This is a genomic window from Agreia sp. Leaf210 (assembly GCF_001421485.1).
Lineage (GTDB): Bacteria > Actinomycetota > Actinomycetes > Actinomycetales > Microbacteriaceae > Agreia.
On the sequence record NZ_LMKK01000002.1, the window covers coordinates 293,435 to 308,883 of the forward strand.

Below are 15,449 nucleotides of genomic sequence, written 5' to 3' on the forward strand. Positions count from 1 at the left end.
TCAGTCGAGGGTCAGCACACTCACCCGGTCGGCCAGGTAGCGATCGAGCGTCGAGACTCCCCGCCCCGGGCTCGACCGATCCCAGTGCACGACGACGGCGCCGTCGCGCACCTCCAGGGGGCCGGATCCGGCGGCCAGGCTCTCGTCGTCGAGTGCGAGCGGGGCGTAGCGATGGTTCACGACCTCGCCCTCGGGAAACTTGCCGCGAGCCGCAGCCCGGCGGTCATCGCGCCGCGCCTCGGCTTCGGCCGACCTGTTGGTGACCGCTCGAAGCGGCTCGATGGCTCGCGTCACGTCACCGGTCTCGTAGACGCCGCCCGAGCGGTCGACGAGCAGAACGCCGAGTCTCCACGCCCGGCCCGCGGGAACGATCATCGGCGCGGTCTTGAACACCGAGAAGCCGCGCGGCTCTCGCATCACCCCGAGGGCCTCGTCATGCACGTTCTGCGCCTCGAGCGCCTCGATGCTGCGCGCCACCAGGCGGCGCACCTGCTCGGAGGGGGTCTCGTCCATGCCAGCAGACTACGACGATTCGCAGGCAGGCCGCAGCCCGCCCCTCGCGCGGCTTCTCTAGGCTGGGCACATGCGCATCGAGGTCGTGGTTTCAGGGTGGGAACAGCACTGCTGCGGCAAGGCATACAGGCGGGGCGAGACGACGACGGTCTCGATCGTCGCGCTCGACCCCGCCCAGACCGCACCGGATGCCCCGGCCCGGTTCGCCGAGGAGCACCACGGCCAGACACCGGCCGACGTACCGCAATGGGATGTGACCGGTACGGTCGCTCGCGTTACCGGCGTCAGCTACGAACAGCGCCGCAGACCGGGCCCGCATCCAATCTTCGAAAGAGGAGATGCGATTGCGTCGTCCGCTGAGCTCGACGGTGTCGATGCCCGCGAGACCGGTGGATACGGTGAACTTCTTCTTCTGATCGACCTCGACGACGATACGGCGCTGCCTGCCTATGTCGTGAGCGACGAGAGTCGCGCGGCCGCAGAGCGCGCGGCGCGCGAACAGGAGCGCGCAGCGCAGCAGAGGGCAGATTCTCTCGGTCGTCTGCTCGACACGATCGCCGATGACGCGCTCGCCGCCTACTCGACGGTCGCGACGATCGAACAATCCGAGGAGGGCGCGGCCGTGACGATAGAACCGCTCTCTGCGCAGGGAGCGAGCATCTCGTGGGCACGGTCGACTTATGCCGGCTCCGACCTCATCTCGGTGAAGGTGGGCGAAGGTCAATTCTCACTCGATGCCGATGTGGAGCACGCATTCGAGCTGCGCGAGATGCTCGCGGCCGCGGCGGCGGGCCGGGTTCACGAAAAGGTGCGCCGTGGTGAGGAATCGACCGAGTTCGAGACGGTCGTCGAATCGGCCGACGGTCGAACATGGACGGCCTCGACGACGTACGCGCCCCTTCGAATGGGCAACGGGGTCGTCATGATGCCCGGCGTGATCGGCTCACGAATTCAGGCTGGCGATCACGGCTACGAGGCGTGGGCCTGACACCCCGAACGCTCCCCATCCGCGATATACTTAGGGCACTAATCATTGCAGCACTCAGCACCTGAGGAACCGAGTTGACCAGGCAGGCCCGCACGCCCAATCCCATGAATCCGTTCGACGGCAAACCGGGGTTCATCAACAACCTCAACCGCATCGTCTATACATTCACGGGGCCGGCTCAGGTGGGCATCGGTCGCAAGGAAGACCCGTACGTTCCCCCGGCCGACCCGCACTGCCCACTGTGCGGCATGTCGATGGCACTGCACACCATCGACCGTTCGGGAGAGCGCACGCAGTTGCACTGCCCCGAGCACTGAGGCTTCCTCGCGGACCACGCTCGCTCTTCGCTAGAGCGACTTCTCCATGCAGTAGCTCGTCGGGTCGTCGATGTACGGGCCGAAGGCGGGGATAGCGCGGTAGCCCGACTTCTCATAGAGCGCGATCGCAGCGGTCTGAGGCAGGCCCGTCTCGAGTTGGATCAGAGTGACACCGCGAGCGCGTGCGTGCTCTTCGACTGCAGCCGTCAACGCCCTGCCCACTCCAAGACCGCGCGCCGATGCCGTGACGAACATCCGCTTCAGCTCGGCCGACCCATCGCCTCTGTCGACGATCGCGGCCGTGCCGAGAGCCTCACCGTTCTCTCTCGCGACGTAGAAGCCGACGGACGCTTTCTCGAGGCCGTCGATGTCGAGCCGGTGGTAATTCTCGACGGGGTACAAAGACAAGGCGAAGTCGTCGGCCTGCTGAAGAAGCGTCAGCACGTCGTCGCGACGAGGAGATTCGAGAGAGACGACGGGCACCCGTTCAGTCTACGAAGGAGGATAGGGAGGTGAAGACTCTCATCGTTACCGCCCACCCAGATCCCGAATCGCTGAGCAACGATGTCGCCCGACGACTGGCTCACGTGCTCGACTCCGAGGTCGAGGTCGCCGATCTGGCAGAGGAAGGATTCGATCCCCGGTTCACTCTCGATGACCGCCGCACGTACAGCACCGGCCGTGTCGTCGCATCCGATGTGGCCATCGAACAGCGGCGAATCGATGAGGCCGACCACCTGGTCTTGGTCTTTCCCGTCTATTGGTGGTCGATGCCCGCGTTGCTCAAGGGGTGGATCGACCGCGTCTTCGTCAACGGCTGGGCGTTCGATGTCGACACGGAGCACGGCATGCGTCGTAATCTCGGCCGGCTGATGGTTCATCTCATTCCCATTGCCGGTGACGATGCCGGAGTGTACGAACGTCACGGCTATGAGCAGGCGCTGCGCACTCAGATCGAGCACGGGATCATCGACTACTGCGGCAGCCGCCGCGGGGCAACGGCGTTCGTATACGAGTCCGAACGCGACGATGCCAGCGCGCGCGAGCATGCTGTCACCGATGCGATCGCCGCCGTCGCGCGTACGATCGAGGGCGTGACGTTGCCGGGCGACACCACGCCAGCACAATAGGCTCGTGTCATGGCACAGGTCACCATCTATGCGCGGAGAGAGTGCATAAAGGCACGCCGAAATGCCATCTCCGACGCGATCCACGGGGCAATCATGTCCGCCCTCGCGTACCCCGCCGAGAAACGGTTCCATCGTTTTATCGCTCTCGATGCCGAGGACTTCATCTATCCCGAGGATCGCGGGGAGAACTACACGATCGTCGAGATCTCGATGTTCGAGGGTCGCAGTGAATCGGCGAAACGCGCTCTCATCGAAGAGCTCTTCGCTCGCTTCGACACCGGGGCCGGCATCCCGCCTCAGAGCGTCGAGATCACCATCACAGAGACTCCGCGAGTGAACTGGGGCATCCGAGGCCGGAACGGCGCAGACCTCGCACTCGGTTACAGCGTCGACGTTTGAATGAGGGTCCTCGCCGTCGTTCCGGCCGCAGCGATTGCTGGCATCCTGGCCTGGGCCGAATGGATGCATTGGGGCGCGAGCACTCGCAGGCTGGGTAATCCGCCGTCTGGGCCGGGCAGACAGGCGATCGTGGTGCTCGGATGCCGAAACCGCGGCTCGCGCGCCAACTACCTCAATCGGTATCGCGTGCGCGTGGCGCTGCGATCGGTCGACCCCCGCTCGACCGAGACAGTACTCGTCTTCTGCGGAGGCGGCGTCGCAAGCGATACGCCCGAAGCCGATCTCATGCTCGACTACGCCCGCGCCGGGCGCGGCTACGACGGCGCCTACCTTCTCGACCGACACAGCCGCACAACCTGGGAGAACATCGCGAACGTCGTCGACCTCGTGGCCGAGTTCGACACGGTGAAGATCGCGTCGAACAGCATGCACGCCGAGAAAGCACGCGCCTACCTCTGGAAGCAGCGGCCCGATGTCGCAGAACGCCTGGTGGCGGCGAGAGACTACCGTTTCGGCGAGATCACCCTGGTGAAGCCGATCGCCGCGGTTCGCGGCATCCGGGCTCTGCGGCCGTGGAGAGCTACCCTCTAACCATGGACGCCGACTGGATCGAGCATCGTCGATCGGACGATCGTGAACTCGTGGGGTGGATGAAACCGGTCGGAGAGGGATTCGTCGCCATCGATCTGCTGGGCCGCCACCGAACGGATCCTGTGGACTGGATGGTGGCAGAGGAGACGCTCGACGAACTCGGGCTCGCCTACCTCGCTGACCCGCACGAGTTTCGGCTGGACGACGGTTCCTGGCTGCGTGTCCGGATCGCAGAGGTGTCTCCCTCCGCGATCCGTGTCAAGAAAGACGACTGGGGCGACATGAGCGCCACCCAGGTCTACTACTCGCTCCCCTTTCCGGTCACCGAAGACCAGCTCCGACCGTTGTCCTGACGGATGGCGCCGGCCTCTCTCATGACGAGGCCGTGAGAATCTCGGCGGCACCGTCGGTGATAGCGATCGTGTGCTCCGTGTGCGCCGTTCTGCACCCGGTCGAGCTGCGCAGAGTCCAGCCGTCGTCGTCGGTCACCAAGACATCTGTGTCCTCCATGACCCACGGCTCGAGAGCGAGAAGCAGTCCAGGGCGCAGCGTGAATCCTCGCCCCGGCCGGCCGGCGTTCGCGACATGCGGGTCACCGTGCATCACCGTGCCGATTCCATGCCCACCGAACTCGACGTTGATCGAATACCCGGCATCGAAGAGCACCGTGCCGATGGCGTGGGAGATGTCTCCGATCCGATTGCCCGGGCGAGCCGCATCGATACCGGCTGCGAGAGCCCGCTCCGTGGCATCGATCAACGCGACGGAACCGGCCGGTCTCGATCGCCCGACGATGAAGCTGATGGCCGCGTCGGCCGCCATGCCGTCTTTGATCACGGCGAGGTCGAGAGTGAGCAGGTCGCCGTCGACGAGCGTGTAGTCGTGCGGCATCCCGTGAAGTACGGCGTCGTTGACCGCGGTGCAGATGTAGTGACCGAAGGGTCCGGCGCCGAACGATGGAGCGTAGTCGACGTAGCAGGACCGAGCACCCGATGCGGCGATGAGCTCGCGTGTCCATTCGTCGATGCTGAGCAGATTCACCCCCACCGTCGCTCTGTCTCGAAGCTCGCGAAGGATGCTGCCGACGACAGCGCCCGTCGATCGTGCACGTGCAATGTCTGACGGGGCGAAGATCTCGATCATCTGCCACTCTCTCTCGGTATAAAAATACCAGGATAACTATACCGCTAAGCTGGTGGTCATGATGGTTCGCCTGCCCCATTCGCCCGAAGCGATAGCGCGAGGCCGGCGTCTCGGCGCCTACCTGAGGCAGGCACGCGGTGAACGCCCGGCGGCCAACGTCGCGTCTGCAGCGAACATCTCGCCCGAGACACTGCGAAAGATCGAGACCGGCAGGCTGCTGACCCCCTCTTTCGCAACGGTGGCGGCGGTCGCAGCAGCCCTCGACATCTCGCTGGATACGATCGCGGCCGCTGTCGACGAGGCGGAGAAAGCCGTCTCGGCCTGATCGCCCTCCGCGCCGACGACGCTCGTCAGCGAGAGTTGTCGAGGATCATCAATTTCTCTGGGTTTGGGAAGGGTACGAATCCGACCTGCTCGTACAGCCCATGAGCGTCGAGCGTCGACAGCATCACCCTCGTGAGATCCAACGGCACGAGAGCATTAACCACCGCATCCGCGACGAGTCGACCGACCCCCAGCCCGCGGCGGGCAGGCTCCACGTAGACATCGCACACCCACGCGAACGTGGCCCGGTCGGTCACTACACGCGCGTATGCGCAAAGCTCACCGTCTGGATCGAAGACGCCGAAATTCATCGAGCCTTCTGCGGCCTGCTGCACTGTCTGCCGTGCGCGTCCCCTCGCCCAGAACGTGTCCGTCGACAGCCATCGATGCACGGTGTCGAGGTCGATCCGCGCAAGGTCGGTGCTGACAGTGAAATCCTCGGCCACGTCCATCGCAAGAGTCTACGTAGACCTGGACACGCGGGCCCAATCGGTGATCGCCGCCAGCACAGGCTCGGGCGCGAGGAGCAGGTGCACCTCCGCCGTCGTCCAGCCCGGCAGACGGACTCGTCGGTCATACTCGAGATGATCGACATCGAGCGGGTGGGCGCTCGTGCCGACATCCTCACCCGGCCCGCGCACCGTGACCCAGGTCAGGTGATCGCCAGTCGGTTCGGAGGATCGAAAAACGATCTCGATGGCCATGCGCTCTCGATCGAGGGTTGCGACGGCCTCGTCATGCCGCTCGTTGAGCATCTGCATCCACCGAGTGGCCTCGTCTTCCATTCCTGGCCGGATGCGCGCGCGATGCAGCGACACCGTCAGGCCGTCCGGGATCCCCCGCGCCGCGAGTGTCATCGCGGGAACAGAGTGTCGGCGACGTACTCGAGGTTGGCGATGAGAGAGACTCCCCCTGCCTCGTAGTCGGTCTCATCCGATCCATAGACGCGCCCGTTCTTGACCGCGGGACTGTCGGGAAGAAGCGCCCGCACCTCGTCGATGCCTGCCTGCTCATTGCCGGCGCCGACGTAGTTGACCATGATGACGTCGGGGGTGAGCACGAGCGCCTGTTCTTTGGTGATCTCGGTGAAATTGTGCGGCAGATCGGCAAACACATTGGTCACATTCAGGGCGTTGAGGATACCTGCGGCCGGGTACCCGCCATTGGCATAGATCTTGCCGTCGTAGACCTGCAGGTATGCGACCGAGAGGGGATCGCCGGGGTTCCGTGCGGCGGCCGCCGAGACTCGGTCTTTGAGTGAGGCAACGACCTCGGAGGCTCGCTCGGGCACTCCGAAGATGGTGCCGAGGTCCGTGACGTCGTCGTAGACGCGGGTGATCGACGTGGGCGCGGGAGCATCTGCACAGTACTGACCGAGAACGTAGACGTTGGTGCCCGCTTGAGCGAGATCGTCGTAGCTCACCGTGCCGTCACCGCGAACCTGACCCTCGTCGTTGGCGAGATACAGGTCTGGGGCCGCCGCGATCATCGCCTCTCTGGCCGGCGCGTAGTCGGGTGAGACTTCGACGATCTTCGCCGGATAGTCCGCCGGCAGCGCGTCGTAGCCACCCAGCGTGTAGCCATAGACGCTGTCGTCCACTCCGAGGGCGGCCAGTGTCTCGAGGGTGCGCGGGTACCCCAAGACGACGCGGGACGGTGACTGCGCATACTCGCCCTTCACGCCGCAACTGTCCACGCTCACCGGGTAGCCGGCGGCGGCAGGCGTCGAGGGTGACGCGCTCGTGGGAGATGCGCACCCGCTGAGGATGACTCCTGCGCTGATCGCAAGGGCGACGACGGATGCGGTGCGACGGTGGTGAGGTTTCACTGTTCTGCTTTCGTGATTGTTGAACGGATAGGGGGATCGAGTGTCGGCGGATCTGTTCGTGCAGGAGCGAATGCGATCAGGGGTCTGCCTGTCAGCGGGTGCGTGGAGCAATGCGCGGCGACTCCGTACACGTGGCCGATCATCTCCGGCGTGAGCACGACCGCGGGAGGGCCGTGGGCGATGACGCGTCCCGCCGCCATCACGTAGAGGTCATCGCAATAAGCCGCGGCGAGGTTGAGGTCGTGCAAGGCGGCGACGACGGTCAGCGGCAAAGAAGTGAGCAGCTCGAGGAGCTCGATCTGGGCCGAGATGTCGAGGTGATTGGTCGGCTCGTCGAGCACCATCACGGCTGCGCATTGGGCCAAAGCACGAGCCACGAACACGCGTTGGCGTTCGCCTCCCGACAGGGTGCCCACCAGGCGATCAGAGAGGTGGGCCACGCCCGCCGTCTCCAGCGCGTGGTCGATGGCATCGCCATCGGTCGACGTCTGACGCTCGAAGAGACGCTTGTGGGGCACGCGCCCGGTTTCGACCGTTTCTCTCACGGTGAAGGCGAATTCGGATGCGTCGTCCTGCAACACGACGGATGTGCGGCGGGCACTCTGTTGGGCGCTTAGTTTCCACAGATCGTCTCCGCCGACGGTGATCGACCCCCGCACGGGAAGCAGCGCGCGGTGGATGCTCTTGAGCATCGTCGTCTTGCCGGACCCGTTCGGGCCGATGATGCCGACGAACGATCCGGATGCGACGGCGATCGTCGCGTCGTGAACGATCGGGGTGTTGTCGATGTGCACGCTGACGTGATCGGCGTCGACCCTCATGCACGCGCTCCCGATCGGCCGAGCGCCGCCAGCAGCCAGATGAAGAACGGAGCGCCGACCGCAGCCGTGACGATACCGATCGGGATCTCCGTGGGAGGGAGGAGGACGCGCGCGACGATGTCGGCGAGTGGCAAGAAGATCGCCCCGCCCAGGAGCGAGACGACGAGAACTCGCCGATGGTCGGCGCCGACGAGCAGGCGAGCGAGGTGCGGAATTATCAGTCCGACGAAGCCGATGCCCCCGACGACCGCGACGACCGCGCCCGTCATTAACGCGACCAAAGCCATGAGCTGCAGCTGGAACCGGCCCACGTTGATCCCCAGCGACGAGGCCAGCTCGGCGCCGCCGGCGAGGCCGTTCAGGCGCCGCCCGTTCGCGACCAGCCACACCATTCCCCCGGCGACGACGACCGCCAGAATCGGAAGGTCCTGCCACGTTGCACCGGAAACACTGCCCAGCGTCCAGAACAGCACGCGCTGCAGCTGGCCGGGTGTGGCCACGGTCTGTAAGAAGTACGTGAAGGCCGAGATGAGATAGCCGATGGCCACCCCGGCGAGCACGAGCCTGACAGCGGGCCAACGCCCCTGTTGCCTTCCGAGAGCGAAGGTGGCGACGAACGCCGCCATGGCACCCACGAAGGCAGCCGCCGTGATCGAGAGTCCGCCAACCGCGCCGCTGCCCAAGACGATCACGATCACCGCTCCGAGACCCGCCCCTGGAACGATCCCGATCAGATACGGGTCGCCCAGCGGGTTCCGCACGACCGCCTGGATGACGGCACCCGCGACAGCGAGCGCCGCTCCGACCAGAATCCCGAGCAGAGTGCGCGGCAACCGCACTGACCAGACGATCTGATCTGCGGCCGGAGGCCCGAGCCCGGTCGCACCCGTGAGATGCGCCGCGATCACCGACCACACCGCATCCGGCGCTATCGCGACCGTGCCGACGCTGACCGAAACGGTCGCCACCAAGACCACAGCGGCCAGCAAACCGACGATCAACATCGAGTAGCGCCTCGGCGAAGCGAATGGCGCTCCAGGCCGGGTTCGTTTGAGCCCAAGCCGAGCGGTCGAGGCGGGCGGGGGCGCGGTGGCCGTCACACGGCGATCCATCAAGGTGACCCTTCAGTCTTAATGATAATCATTCTCACATAGAAGACTGGTCGATGACGGGTCGACCTGGAATCGAGTCCGAGCCCGGCGCACGGGAATTACATGGTCACCGCGGCACACAGGGTGTGAGTCGAGGTGGTGTGACTCGAATGAGCGATGGCGCCCCGACTACGCCGATTCCCGCTTCACCCCCCTCGATAGCGCCCGCCCCGACGCGTCGAGGTAGTCCGACCACGAGCGGGTCGGGGCGAATCCGAGCAGGCGCCTCGCCTTGGCGATAGAGATGCCGGATGCGTCGGGCCGGTCGAGCGGGCGCAGCTCGATCTGCCCACCGTAGTACCGCTCGAGCAGCTCGGCGAAGTCGTGCCCGCCCGCGTTGTCGGGAGACGCGATGTAGAACACCTCGTGCCCCGGCAACTCCGACTCGGTCGCCAACACGATCGCGTCAGCCAGGTCGTAGACGTCGATGTAGCTCCACAGGTTGGCGCTGAGGTTCGACGGGTCGCGCACCTGCTTGCCCAGGTTCTCCTCGTAGTTGTCCTCGTTGTGTACGGTGCTCGGCCGCAGAGAAATCGCGCGAATGTCGGAACGCCGCACCGCGGCATCCATCAGTTGCTCACCGAACGCCTTCGACAGCGCGTACGGGTCTTGAGGCAGAAGCGGGTGCTGCTCGTCGACCGGCGCGTACTGCGGCAGAAACGGGCGCTCGGGAAAGAAATTGCCCACGATGCTCTCACTCGAGATGTTGACGAACCGCGTGACGCCGAAGCGCACCGCCGCCTCGATCATATTGAACGTCGACATGAGGTTCGTCTGCAGCACCACGTGTGCCGGGTTGCCGGTTGGCTGTGGGATGGCGGCCACGTGCACCACCGCATCGGCGCCGGCCGTCACGGCGAAAGCCGAGCCCGCATCGGTGAGGTCGGCCATCTGGTAGCGGCCCGGAACAACAACACCCGCGTCGAAGACGGGACGAACGAGATCGACCCCGAGCACGTCGTGCCCCGCATCGACGAGCGCCTGCACGGCAGCCCGTCCGACCTTGCCGCGTGAACCGGTGACGACGACCTTCATTGGTGCTCTTTTCGCTGAGGGGCAAGGTGCCCAGCGTATCCACGTACTGAGCTAGGCGACCCCGAAACTCCGGACGCTGAGCGGGCCTCTCAGTCGGCGAGGCAGATCGTGGTGAACAGCACGTGGGGATCCGGACTGCTCCACGAGTCATAGCCCAACCAGTCGGCCTCGGCTTTGTACTGCTCGTCGGACTTCGCATCTTCTTGTTTTGTCGCTGTGACGCCGCGGCTTGCCCAGTAGGCAATGACACCCGCCATGTCATGCGTCGCCGTAGGAAGCTCCTGAGAACCCTCGGGCACGAGCGGCTGACCAGTGGCATCGACCTGCGACTGGGCCTTGTACCGGTAGTACCACATGGTGCCAGGGTTGGAATTGTCGAGGTAGCACTCCTCACTGAACACGCGATATGTCGCGTCGAAGTTCTCTGTACCCAGTGTCGGGTCTCCGCCCAGAAGCCGGACCGTCTCGTCGCCCAGCTCGAGTACTTCTCTGCGGGGATCACCGCCATTTCGCTCGAAGAACGTCTCGGCCTCGCTCGGCGGCTGCGCCTTTTCTTTGGTTTCGGCCACAAGGCTCGCGACCTGGGAGCCGACGACAATGGTGTTCGTCGGGACCGCGATGACGAGCACCACGACCGCCCCGAGCACGGCAGCGATCGAGTGTCGCGGATTGCGCTTGTGAACGCGCGCCTGCAGGAGGAGCACCGCGATGGGCGACAGGATCGCAATGGCGGCAGCGATCGAGATCCAGACAATGACTGCGCCGTCACTCAGCCTCTTTTCAAAAGGCCCGAAATCCCGCTGCAGGAACGCTGAGAGTTGGATCAACCAGCTCGCTACGAGCAGCACGAACAGGATCGCGACGATGCCCAGTCCTGCCGCCCGGCCCGTGGTCGGCCCCTCCGACTCTGGGAGATTCGGTCCGCGCTGCGGCTCGACGCCCGGGTTCGACTCCTCGCTCACGCGTGCTCCTCCTCCATCCATCAGACGGCCTCGTCCTCACCGAGACGCCTCGACACAAAACCCCTCGATCCTCCCACGGAGCACGTCACGCCTCGTCGAATCAATGCAGCTGTTCTTCGCAATGCTGCGCCGCTTTTCGAACGCAGGCCTTTCTATATCGGCGCGCTATCGGCTTGGCAAGGCCCTCGGCTGGACCGTTCGCATTCGACCTGACGTGGATTCTGTCGAACCGGCGGCGCGTCGATTGACTACGGAGGCACACATGGCGAAGGCATATGCACTCATGCTCGGGATTGTCATCGGGAGCCACGCGCTCCTCGGTTGGTTCATCGAGGGTTCCCTCATGCTGGGACTCTTCAACGTCGATATCGTCAACGACATCGTCTACACGATCTGCGCCGCGGCCCTGCTTCTCGTCGGGGCCACCCCGGCGCCCGTCAAGGCGATCCAGGCCGTGCTGGTGCTCGTCGGACTGGTGTTCGTGTTGCTCGGCGTCGGCAGCATGCTCGACGAGAACCTCGGCGGGGCGCTCCCGTCGGGCACCACGATCCTCGACCATGTGCTGCTTATGGGCACCGGCGCGGGGGCACTGCTGCTCGGCCTTTCACCGTGGGCCCGAAGGCCCCTGATGACGAGCGGCACCGCCCTGAACTGAGGCGCCGCCCTGAACTGAGGCGCGCCCACCTGCGGTATCAGGTCGAGGGAAGAGGGTCGTCCCAGCCCTGCTGGGGCGTGGCGCAGGTTCCTCGGAACATGTATTGAGAGGGCAGCTTGCGCTGGTGACTCGACCAGTCGATCGCGGGCCGTCGTTGTTCTGGGGGCAGATATCCCAGCCGATACACCGCCATGAGCTCGAGCTCATCCGGCACCTCGAGCAGACGTTCGATGCGGTGCCAGTTCTCAGGCACCTCCATCGGAAAAAAGATGAACTGGATGCCCATGCCGAGTTCCACGGTCGTGAGCCAGACATTCTCCATCGCGGCGCCCAGGCTGAACGTGGGGTAGAACGATGACAGTTCGCCGGGTCGATTTTCTGCCCGAGTGAGCATCACGCCGAGCAACAGCGGCGAGCCGGCCACCAACTTCTCGTTCTCAGCGCCGAGGGTAGACGGGACCCGCAGCGCGTTCATCAGCTTCTGTCCGCGTGAGGTGTAGACCTGGCTGGTGAAGGGCCGCAGCGGCGCCGGCAGTTTGTCGAACAGCATGCCGTCCCGGCTACTCTCCATCTCCGCGGCGCTGAAACGGAAGTACGGCTTGTACCGCTCGAAGAATGCGCCGTTCGCCATGATCTTCTTCATGCTCTCGCCGCTGATCCGGGCAATACTGCGGATCGTGTCGGGCTCCTCGATCAGAACGAAGCGCCACGGCTGGCTGTTCAGCTGCGACGGAGCCCTGCCCGCCACCTCCATGAGTAGCCGCTGGCGTTCTTCACTGACAGGATCGGGCAACATGTGCCCGTTGGTCGTGCAGCGGCGGCGGATGGCGTCAAGCAGGTGCACGCTGGCTACTTTCGAGAGTGGATGAAGGCTGCGACGAAGAACGGGGCCGCAGCGAGAGCGACAATCGGATGCCGCGGCATCCGTGGGCCCAGATACGCGAGGGCGGCAAGCGGCCCCGCGGCGGGAAGCAACAGCCACCCGGAGCGACTGGAGCTCCAGAGCAGCGAGCTCGCAGCGACTCCGGCGAGCACGAGCGTGACGAGATACAGCGCGTGATGCGCCCATCGCGCTTTGCGCAGGTCGACGAGGCCACTGGCGACGCCGACACCCAACGTGCAGCTCGCGGCATATCCCACTCCAGCCGCTCCGAACGCCGCACGAACGACAGGTCGCCCCGATTGTGCTCTCACCAACCTGCGAACACCCACCTCACCACGCTAGAAGAATGCTTCCGGTCGAGATTTGCGGGTTGACGCGGCCATCGTGAGATGCAGACGGCCGTCACGGGCGCCGGTCGGAATCGTCGCACTGAGCCGCATGCGCGAGTCAGCCCCGCTCAGACGCTCCCTGTGTTCTCATCGCCTTGTTCTCGCCGTCGCCCACCGCCTGATCAGGGACGAGTGCGTGCCGCGCGGCCCGGAGGATCTCGTCGGATGCGTCGGATCCTCGTGCAGCCCGTGCGATGACGACGGCACCCACGATCGTGGCGGCATCCGTCAGAGCCCGTTCGCGATCGCCGTCAGCCGATGTGAGCAGTCTCACCAATTCCGTGATGGCGACCGAGACGGCGTCGCCCATGGGGGACTCCGGGTCGCGCGTGACGTCCGAGGCAAGAGTCGAGATCACGCAGCCAGAACCGAGATCGTCGACATGCGCGTCAGACAGATACGCGGTGATCAACGTGTCCCGCGTGCTGTTCTGCTCGGGGGTGTTCTTCAATAGTCGGTCGAAGTCCTCGCGACTCCGGTCCACCGCCCAGTTGCTGGCTTCGGAGAGCAGCGCGTCCTTCGAGACGAACTGCTTGTAGAACGCGCCGGCGGTCAGCCCAGCACCCGCCGTGGCGGCCGCAACCGTCACCGCGGCCGGACCGGAGCTCCGGAGCAGGTGAGCCGCGCCTTCCAATACATCCTGGCGATGCAGCGCCATCTGCGCTCGTGAGGATCGAGGCATATCCGTCCCTTCTCGAGCCAGTCGTCGTCGATCAGAATCCTAGGTTCTTCGATCAGACTTTAGCTTATGCTAAACCTCTATTTGAGACCCTCCCTCTGCCGTCCGCGAGGCGCACCGGGATCCCGAGGCCCCGAGGAGGCCCCCGTGAATCTCTACTTCCGACTGCTCCTGCTCCGCCTCCGATCACTGCGCTGGCCCCGCGTCGGGTTGTGGGATCCCGTGACGGTGACGTTCCGAGTCAATGCCGGGGATCTGGATGTGTTTCGGCACATGAACAACGCCCGATACTTGTCCCTGCTCGACCTGGGCCGCCTCGACGCCCTCCAGCGCTCGGGATTTTGGACGATCGTCAAGCAGCGCGGGTGGTATCCGGTCGTCTCCGCGCAGTCGATCACGTACAAGAAATCGCTCACCCTCGGACAGAGATTCGAGCTGACGACCCGGTTCATCGGATTCGACGACCGCGCCACCTACGCGGAGCAGATCTTCCATATCGACGGAAAAGTGCACGCGCACGCCGTGGTGCAGACGCGGTTCCTCCGCCGAAGCGGCGGGATCGTCCCGCAGCCGGAGCTACTCGAGGCAGCGGGCGGGGCCCCAGCCCTCGTGCTTCCCGATGAGGTAGGAGCGTGGGCCCAGGCCGCCCGTACTCTGTCCTCTCGTGCCATCGGGTCGTCTGGGCCGGCGGCGTAGGCAGGCACGGGTCAGCCCGGGCTCCTGCTCGCCTCAGAAAAAGCGAATGGTGGTGCGGTTGAGCCGCCATTTCCTTTCGATCCGCAACAGCACCTGCGGCGCGAAAAGGCCTAGGTGGAGTCATGGCATTCCGCGTATCGTGAATTTTTCACAACCCGGAGGTTATTGAACGTGAGAATCGCACGTGGAATGACTCCCCTGCTCGTTATTGGGCTATTGACAGCTGGCTTGGCCGGCTGCGCGGCAGATTCACCCAAGGCCGTATCGCACGCATGCGGCCTCGTTTCACCCGACTTGGTGAAGCAAGCGATGCCGGACCTGCCGAGCGAACCGTCAACCGGGGTGGGGCTGATCCGTGACGGAGACTCGATCACGATTGATCCTGATGACGCGCAAGGCGCAGAGTGCTCTCAGTCGAGCGCTACTGACAGCGGGAACGCTCTCTCGATCCGCATCACTGCCCCGTCGAAGGATGAACTCGACCGATTGAGAGCCGCATCCTCCGACGCCGACAGCAAGGAAACCTGCGAACCACTCGGGGTGAAAGACGCGATTGGCGCGACCTGCCTCGTCGCCGGGCCCTCGAAGCAGGTGGTTCATGTCTATTCAATCTGGGACTCGTACGTCATCTCCATCGACCTCAGCCGCAGCGACGGTCCGGCTGCAGATGATCGAACGCTAGCGGTCGAGATCGCTCAATCGGTCGAAGAACATCTGGAATAGCACGCACAAAAGACCATCCTTTTATGGTCTTCGCTCAAGGACGTGGGTGCGGGCATGTCATCAAGCGGCAAGCGAGATGTGGCCTGACGCTGGTGCGCGATGGGGAGCCCTCCCCATGGCTCCGTGTCGCGGCCCTCGGATACCTTTGGGCACACGATCCCGTTGACAATCGAGTGTCGGCAAGGGGGTCGGAAGGGGTCGATATGCGCGCACCACGCACAG

General features: G+C 64.8%; 23 protein-coding genes. 10 read left to right on the forward strand and 13 right to left on the reverse strand.

The genetic code is table 11. From position 1 onward, the window contains the following. The gene (locus tag ASE64_RS07405; RefSeq protein WP_055778255.1) at window positions 1-513 is read right to left on the reverse strand and encodes a hypothetical protein; all 513 of its coding nucleotides are present in this window, start codon (window positions 511-513) and stop codon (window positions 1-3) included. A gap of 70 nt (window positions 514-583) precedes the next feature. On the opposite strand from ASE64_RS07405, the gene ASE64_RS07410 reads away from it, so the two are divergent. Both ASE64_RS07410 and ASE64_RS07415 read left to right on the forward strand, forming a co-directional pair. Then, complete coding sequence (locus ASE64_RS07410) at window positions 584-1,501, forward strand: DUF6578 domain-containing protein (protein WP_055778257.1); 918 nt, start codon at window positions 584-586, stop codon at window positions 1,499-1,501. 74 nt (window positions 1,502-1,575) lie between these two features. Further along, complete coding sequence (locus ASE64_RS07415; RefSeq protein WP_235480531.1) at window positions 1,576-1,818, forward strand: hypothetical protein; 243 nt, start codon at window positions 1,576-1,578, stop codon at window positions 1,816-1,818. A 30-nt stretch (window positions 1,819-1,848) separates the two neighbouring features. Here the strand turns inward: ASE64_RS07415 and ASE64_RS07420 are convergent, their stop codons facing one another. Further along, window positions 1,849-2,301 (reverse strand): GNAT family N-acetyltransferase, encoded by a 453-nt coding sequence (locus ASE64_RS07420; RefSeq protein WP_055778263.1) that lies wholly within the window; start codon window positions 2,299-2,301, stop codon window positions 1,849-1,851. A 29-nt stretch (window positions 2,302-2,330) separates the two neighbouring features. On the opposite strand from ASE64_RS07420, the gene ASE64_RS07425 reads away from it, so the two are divergent. Genes ASE64_RS07425 through ASE64_RS07440 form a run of 4 tightly spaced genes read left to right on the forward strand, consistent with a single transcriptional unit; the run spans window position 2,331 to window position 4,291 of the window. After that, window positions 2,331-2,948, forward strand: coding sequence for an NAD(P)H-dependent oxidoreductase (locus tag ASE64_RS07425; protein WP_055778266.1), 618 nt, complete (start codon window positions 2,331-2,333; stop codon window positions 2,946-2,948). Window positions 2,949-2,957: 9 nt separating this feature from the next. Further along, the gene (locus ASE64_RS07430) at window positions 2,958-3,347 is read left to right on the forward strand and encodes a tautomerase family protein (RefSeq protein ID WP_055778269.1); all 390 of its coding nucleotides are present in this window, start codon (window positions 2,958-2,960) and stop codon (window positions 3,345-3,347) included. Next, window positions 3,348-3,938, forward strand: a complete 591-nt coding sequence (locus ASE64_RS07435; RefSeq protein ID WP_200920150.1) for a YdcF family protein — start codon at window positions 3,348-3,350, stop codon at window positions 3,936-3,938. A gap of 2 nt (window positions 3,939-3,940) precedes the next feature. Then, complete coding sequence (locus ASE64_RS07440; protein WP_055778272.1) at window positions 3,941-4,291, forward strand: hypothetical protein; 351 nt, start codon at window positions 3,941-3,943, stop codon at window positions 4,289-4,291. 19 nt (window positions 4,292-4,310) lie between these two features. Here ASE64_RS07440 and map read toward each other — a convergent pair whose 3' ends face one another. Continuing rightward, a complete protein-coding gene (gene map, locus ASE64_RS07445; protein ID WP_055778275.1) occupies window positions 4,311-5,081 on the reverse strand; it encodes a type I methionyl aminopeptidase in 771 nt (256 codons plus the stop codon). Between the two features lie 58 nt (window positions 5,082-5,139). Here map and ASE64_RS07450 point away from each other — a divergent pair, with 58 nt between their 5' ends. Then, complete coding sequence (locus ASE64_RS07450) at window positions 5,140-5,406, forward strand: helix-turn-helix domain-containing protein (protein ID WP_326939272.1); 267 nt, start codon at window positions 5,140-5,142, stop codon at window positions 5,404-5,406. A gap of 25 nt (window positions 5,407-5,431) precedes the next feature. Here ASE64_RS07450 and ASE64_RS07455 read toward each other — a convergent pair whose 3' ends face one another. The 7 genes from ASE64_RS07455 to ASE64_RS07485 all read right to left on the reverse strand — a co-directional run bounded on the left by ASE64_RS07455 (window position 5,432) and on the right by ASE64_RS07485 (window position 11,202). Then, window positions 5,432-5,857, reverse strand: coding sequence for a GNAT family N-acetyltransferase (locus ASE64_RS07455; RefSeq protein WP_055778277.1), 426 nt, complete (start codon window positions 5,855-5,857; stop codon window positions 5,432-5,434). Between the two features lie 9 nt (window positions 5,858-5,866). After that, a complete protein-coding gene (locus ASE64_RS07460; protein WP_055778278.1) occupies window positions 5,867-6,262 on the reverse strand; it encodes a DUF6176 family protein in 396 nt (131 codons plus the stop codon). Next, window positions 6,259-7,233, reverse strand: coding sequence for an ABC transporter substrate-binding protein (locus tag ASE64_RS07465; RefSeq protein WP_055778281.1), 975 nt, complete (start codon window positions 7,231-7,233; stop codon window positions 6,259-6,261). The genes ASE64_RS07460 and ASE64_RS07465 overlap by 4 nt, the downstream gene beginning before the upstream one ends. Then, a complete protein-coding gene (locus ASE64_RS07470) occupies window positions 7,230-8,054 on the reverse strand; it encodes an ABC transporter ATP-binding protein (RefSeq protein WP_055778283.1) in 825 nt (274 codons plus the stop codon). Before ASE64_RS07470 ends, ASE64_RS07465 begins: the two co-directional genes overlap by 4 nt. Further along, entirely contained in the window at window positions 8,051-9,058 is a 1,008-nt protein-coding gene (locus tag ASE64_RS07475; protein WP_055778284.1) for a FecCD family ABC transporter permease, read from the reverse strand. Before ASE64_RS07475 ends, ASE64_RS07470 begins: the two co-directional genes overlap by 4 nt. A 276-nt stretch (window positions 9,059-9,334) precedes the next feature. Beyond that, window positions 9,335-10,240 carry an NAD-dependent epimerase/dehydratase family protein gene (locus tag ASE64_RS07480; protein WP_055778289.1) on the reverse strand — a complete coding sequence of 302 codons (906 nt, stop codon included), beginning with the start codon at window positions 10,238-10,240 and terminating at the stop codon, window positions 9,335-9,337. Window positions 10,241-10,329: 89 nt separating this feature from the next. Beyond that, the gene (locus ASE64_RS07485; RefSeq protein WP_156351694.1) at window positions 10,330-11,202 is read right to left on the reverse strand and encodes a hypothetical protein; all 873 of its coding nucleotides are present in this window, start codon (window positions 11,200-11,202) and stop codon (window positions 10,330-10,332) included. Window positions 11,203-11,464: 262 nt separating this feature from the next. Between ASE64_RS07485 and ASE64_RS07490 the strand changes: the two genes are divergently transcribed. After that, entirely contained in the window at window positions 11,465-11,857 is a 393-nt protein-coding gene (locus tag ASE64_RS07490) for a hypothetical protein (RefSeq protein ID WP_055778293.1), read from the forward strand. Between the two features lie 37 nt (window positions 11,858-11,894). Here ASE64_RS07490 and ASE64_RS07495 read toward each other — a convergent pair whose 3' ends face one another. From ASE64_RS07495 to ASE64_RS07505, 3 genes are all read right to left on the reverse strand, one after another. Then, window positions 11,895-12,701 carry a nitroreductase family protein gene (locus ASE64_RS07495; protein ID WP_082465980.1) on the reverse strand — a complete coding sequence of 269 codons (807 nt, stop codon included), beginning with the start codon at window positions 12,699-12,701 and terminating at the stop codon, window positions 11,895-11,897. Window positions 12,702-12,706: 5 nt separating this feature from the next. After that, window positions 12,707-12,997 (reverse strand): hypothetical protein, encoded by a 291-nt coding sequence (locus tag ASE64_RS07500; RefSeq protein WP_156351695.1) that lies wholly within the window; start codon window positions 12,995-12,997, stop codon window positions 12,707-12,709. Between the two features lie 190 nt (window positions 12,998-13,187). Next, complete coding sequence (locus ASE64_RS07505; protein ID WP_082465981.1) at window positions 13,188-13,811, reverse strand: TetR family transcriptional regulator; 624 nt, start codon at window positions 13,809-13,811, stop codon at window positions 13,188-13,190. Between the two features lie 144 nt (window positions 13,812-13,955). On the opposite strand from ASE64_RS07505, the gene ASE64_RS07510 reads away from it, so the two are divergent. After that, window positions 13,956-14,504 carry a thioesterase family protein gene (locus ASE64_RS07510; protein ID WP_055778299.1) on the forward strand — a complete coding sequence of 183 codons (549 nt, stop codon included), beginning with the start codon at window positions 13,956-13,958 and terminating at the stop codon, window positions 14,502-14,504. A 189-nt stretch (window positions 14,505-14,693) separates the two neighbouring features. Further along, complete coding sequence (locus ASE64_RS07515) at window positions 14,694-15,227, forward strand: hypothetical protein (protein WP_156351696.1); 534 nt, start codon at window positions 14,694-14,696, stop codon at window positions 15,225-15,227. Window positions 15,228-15,449: the final 222 nt, after the last annotated feature.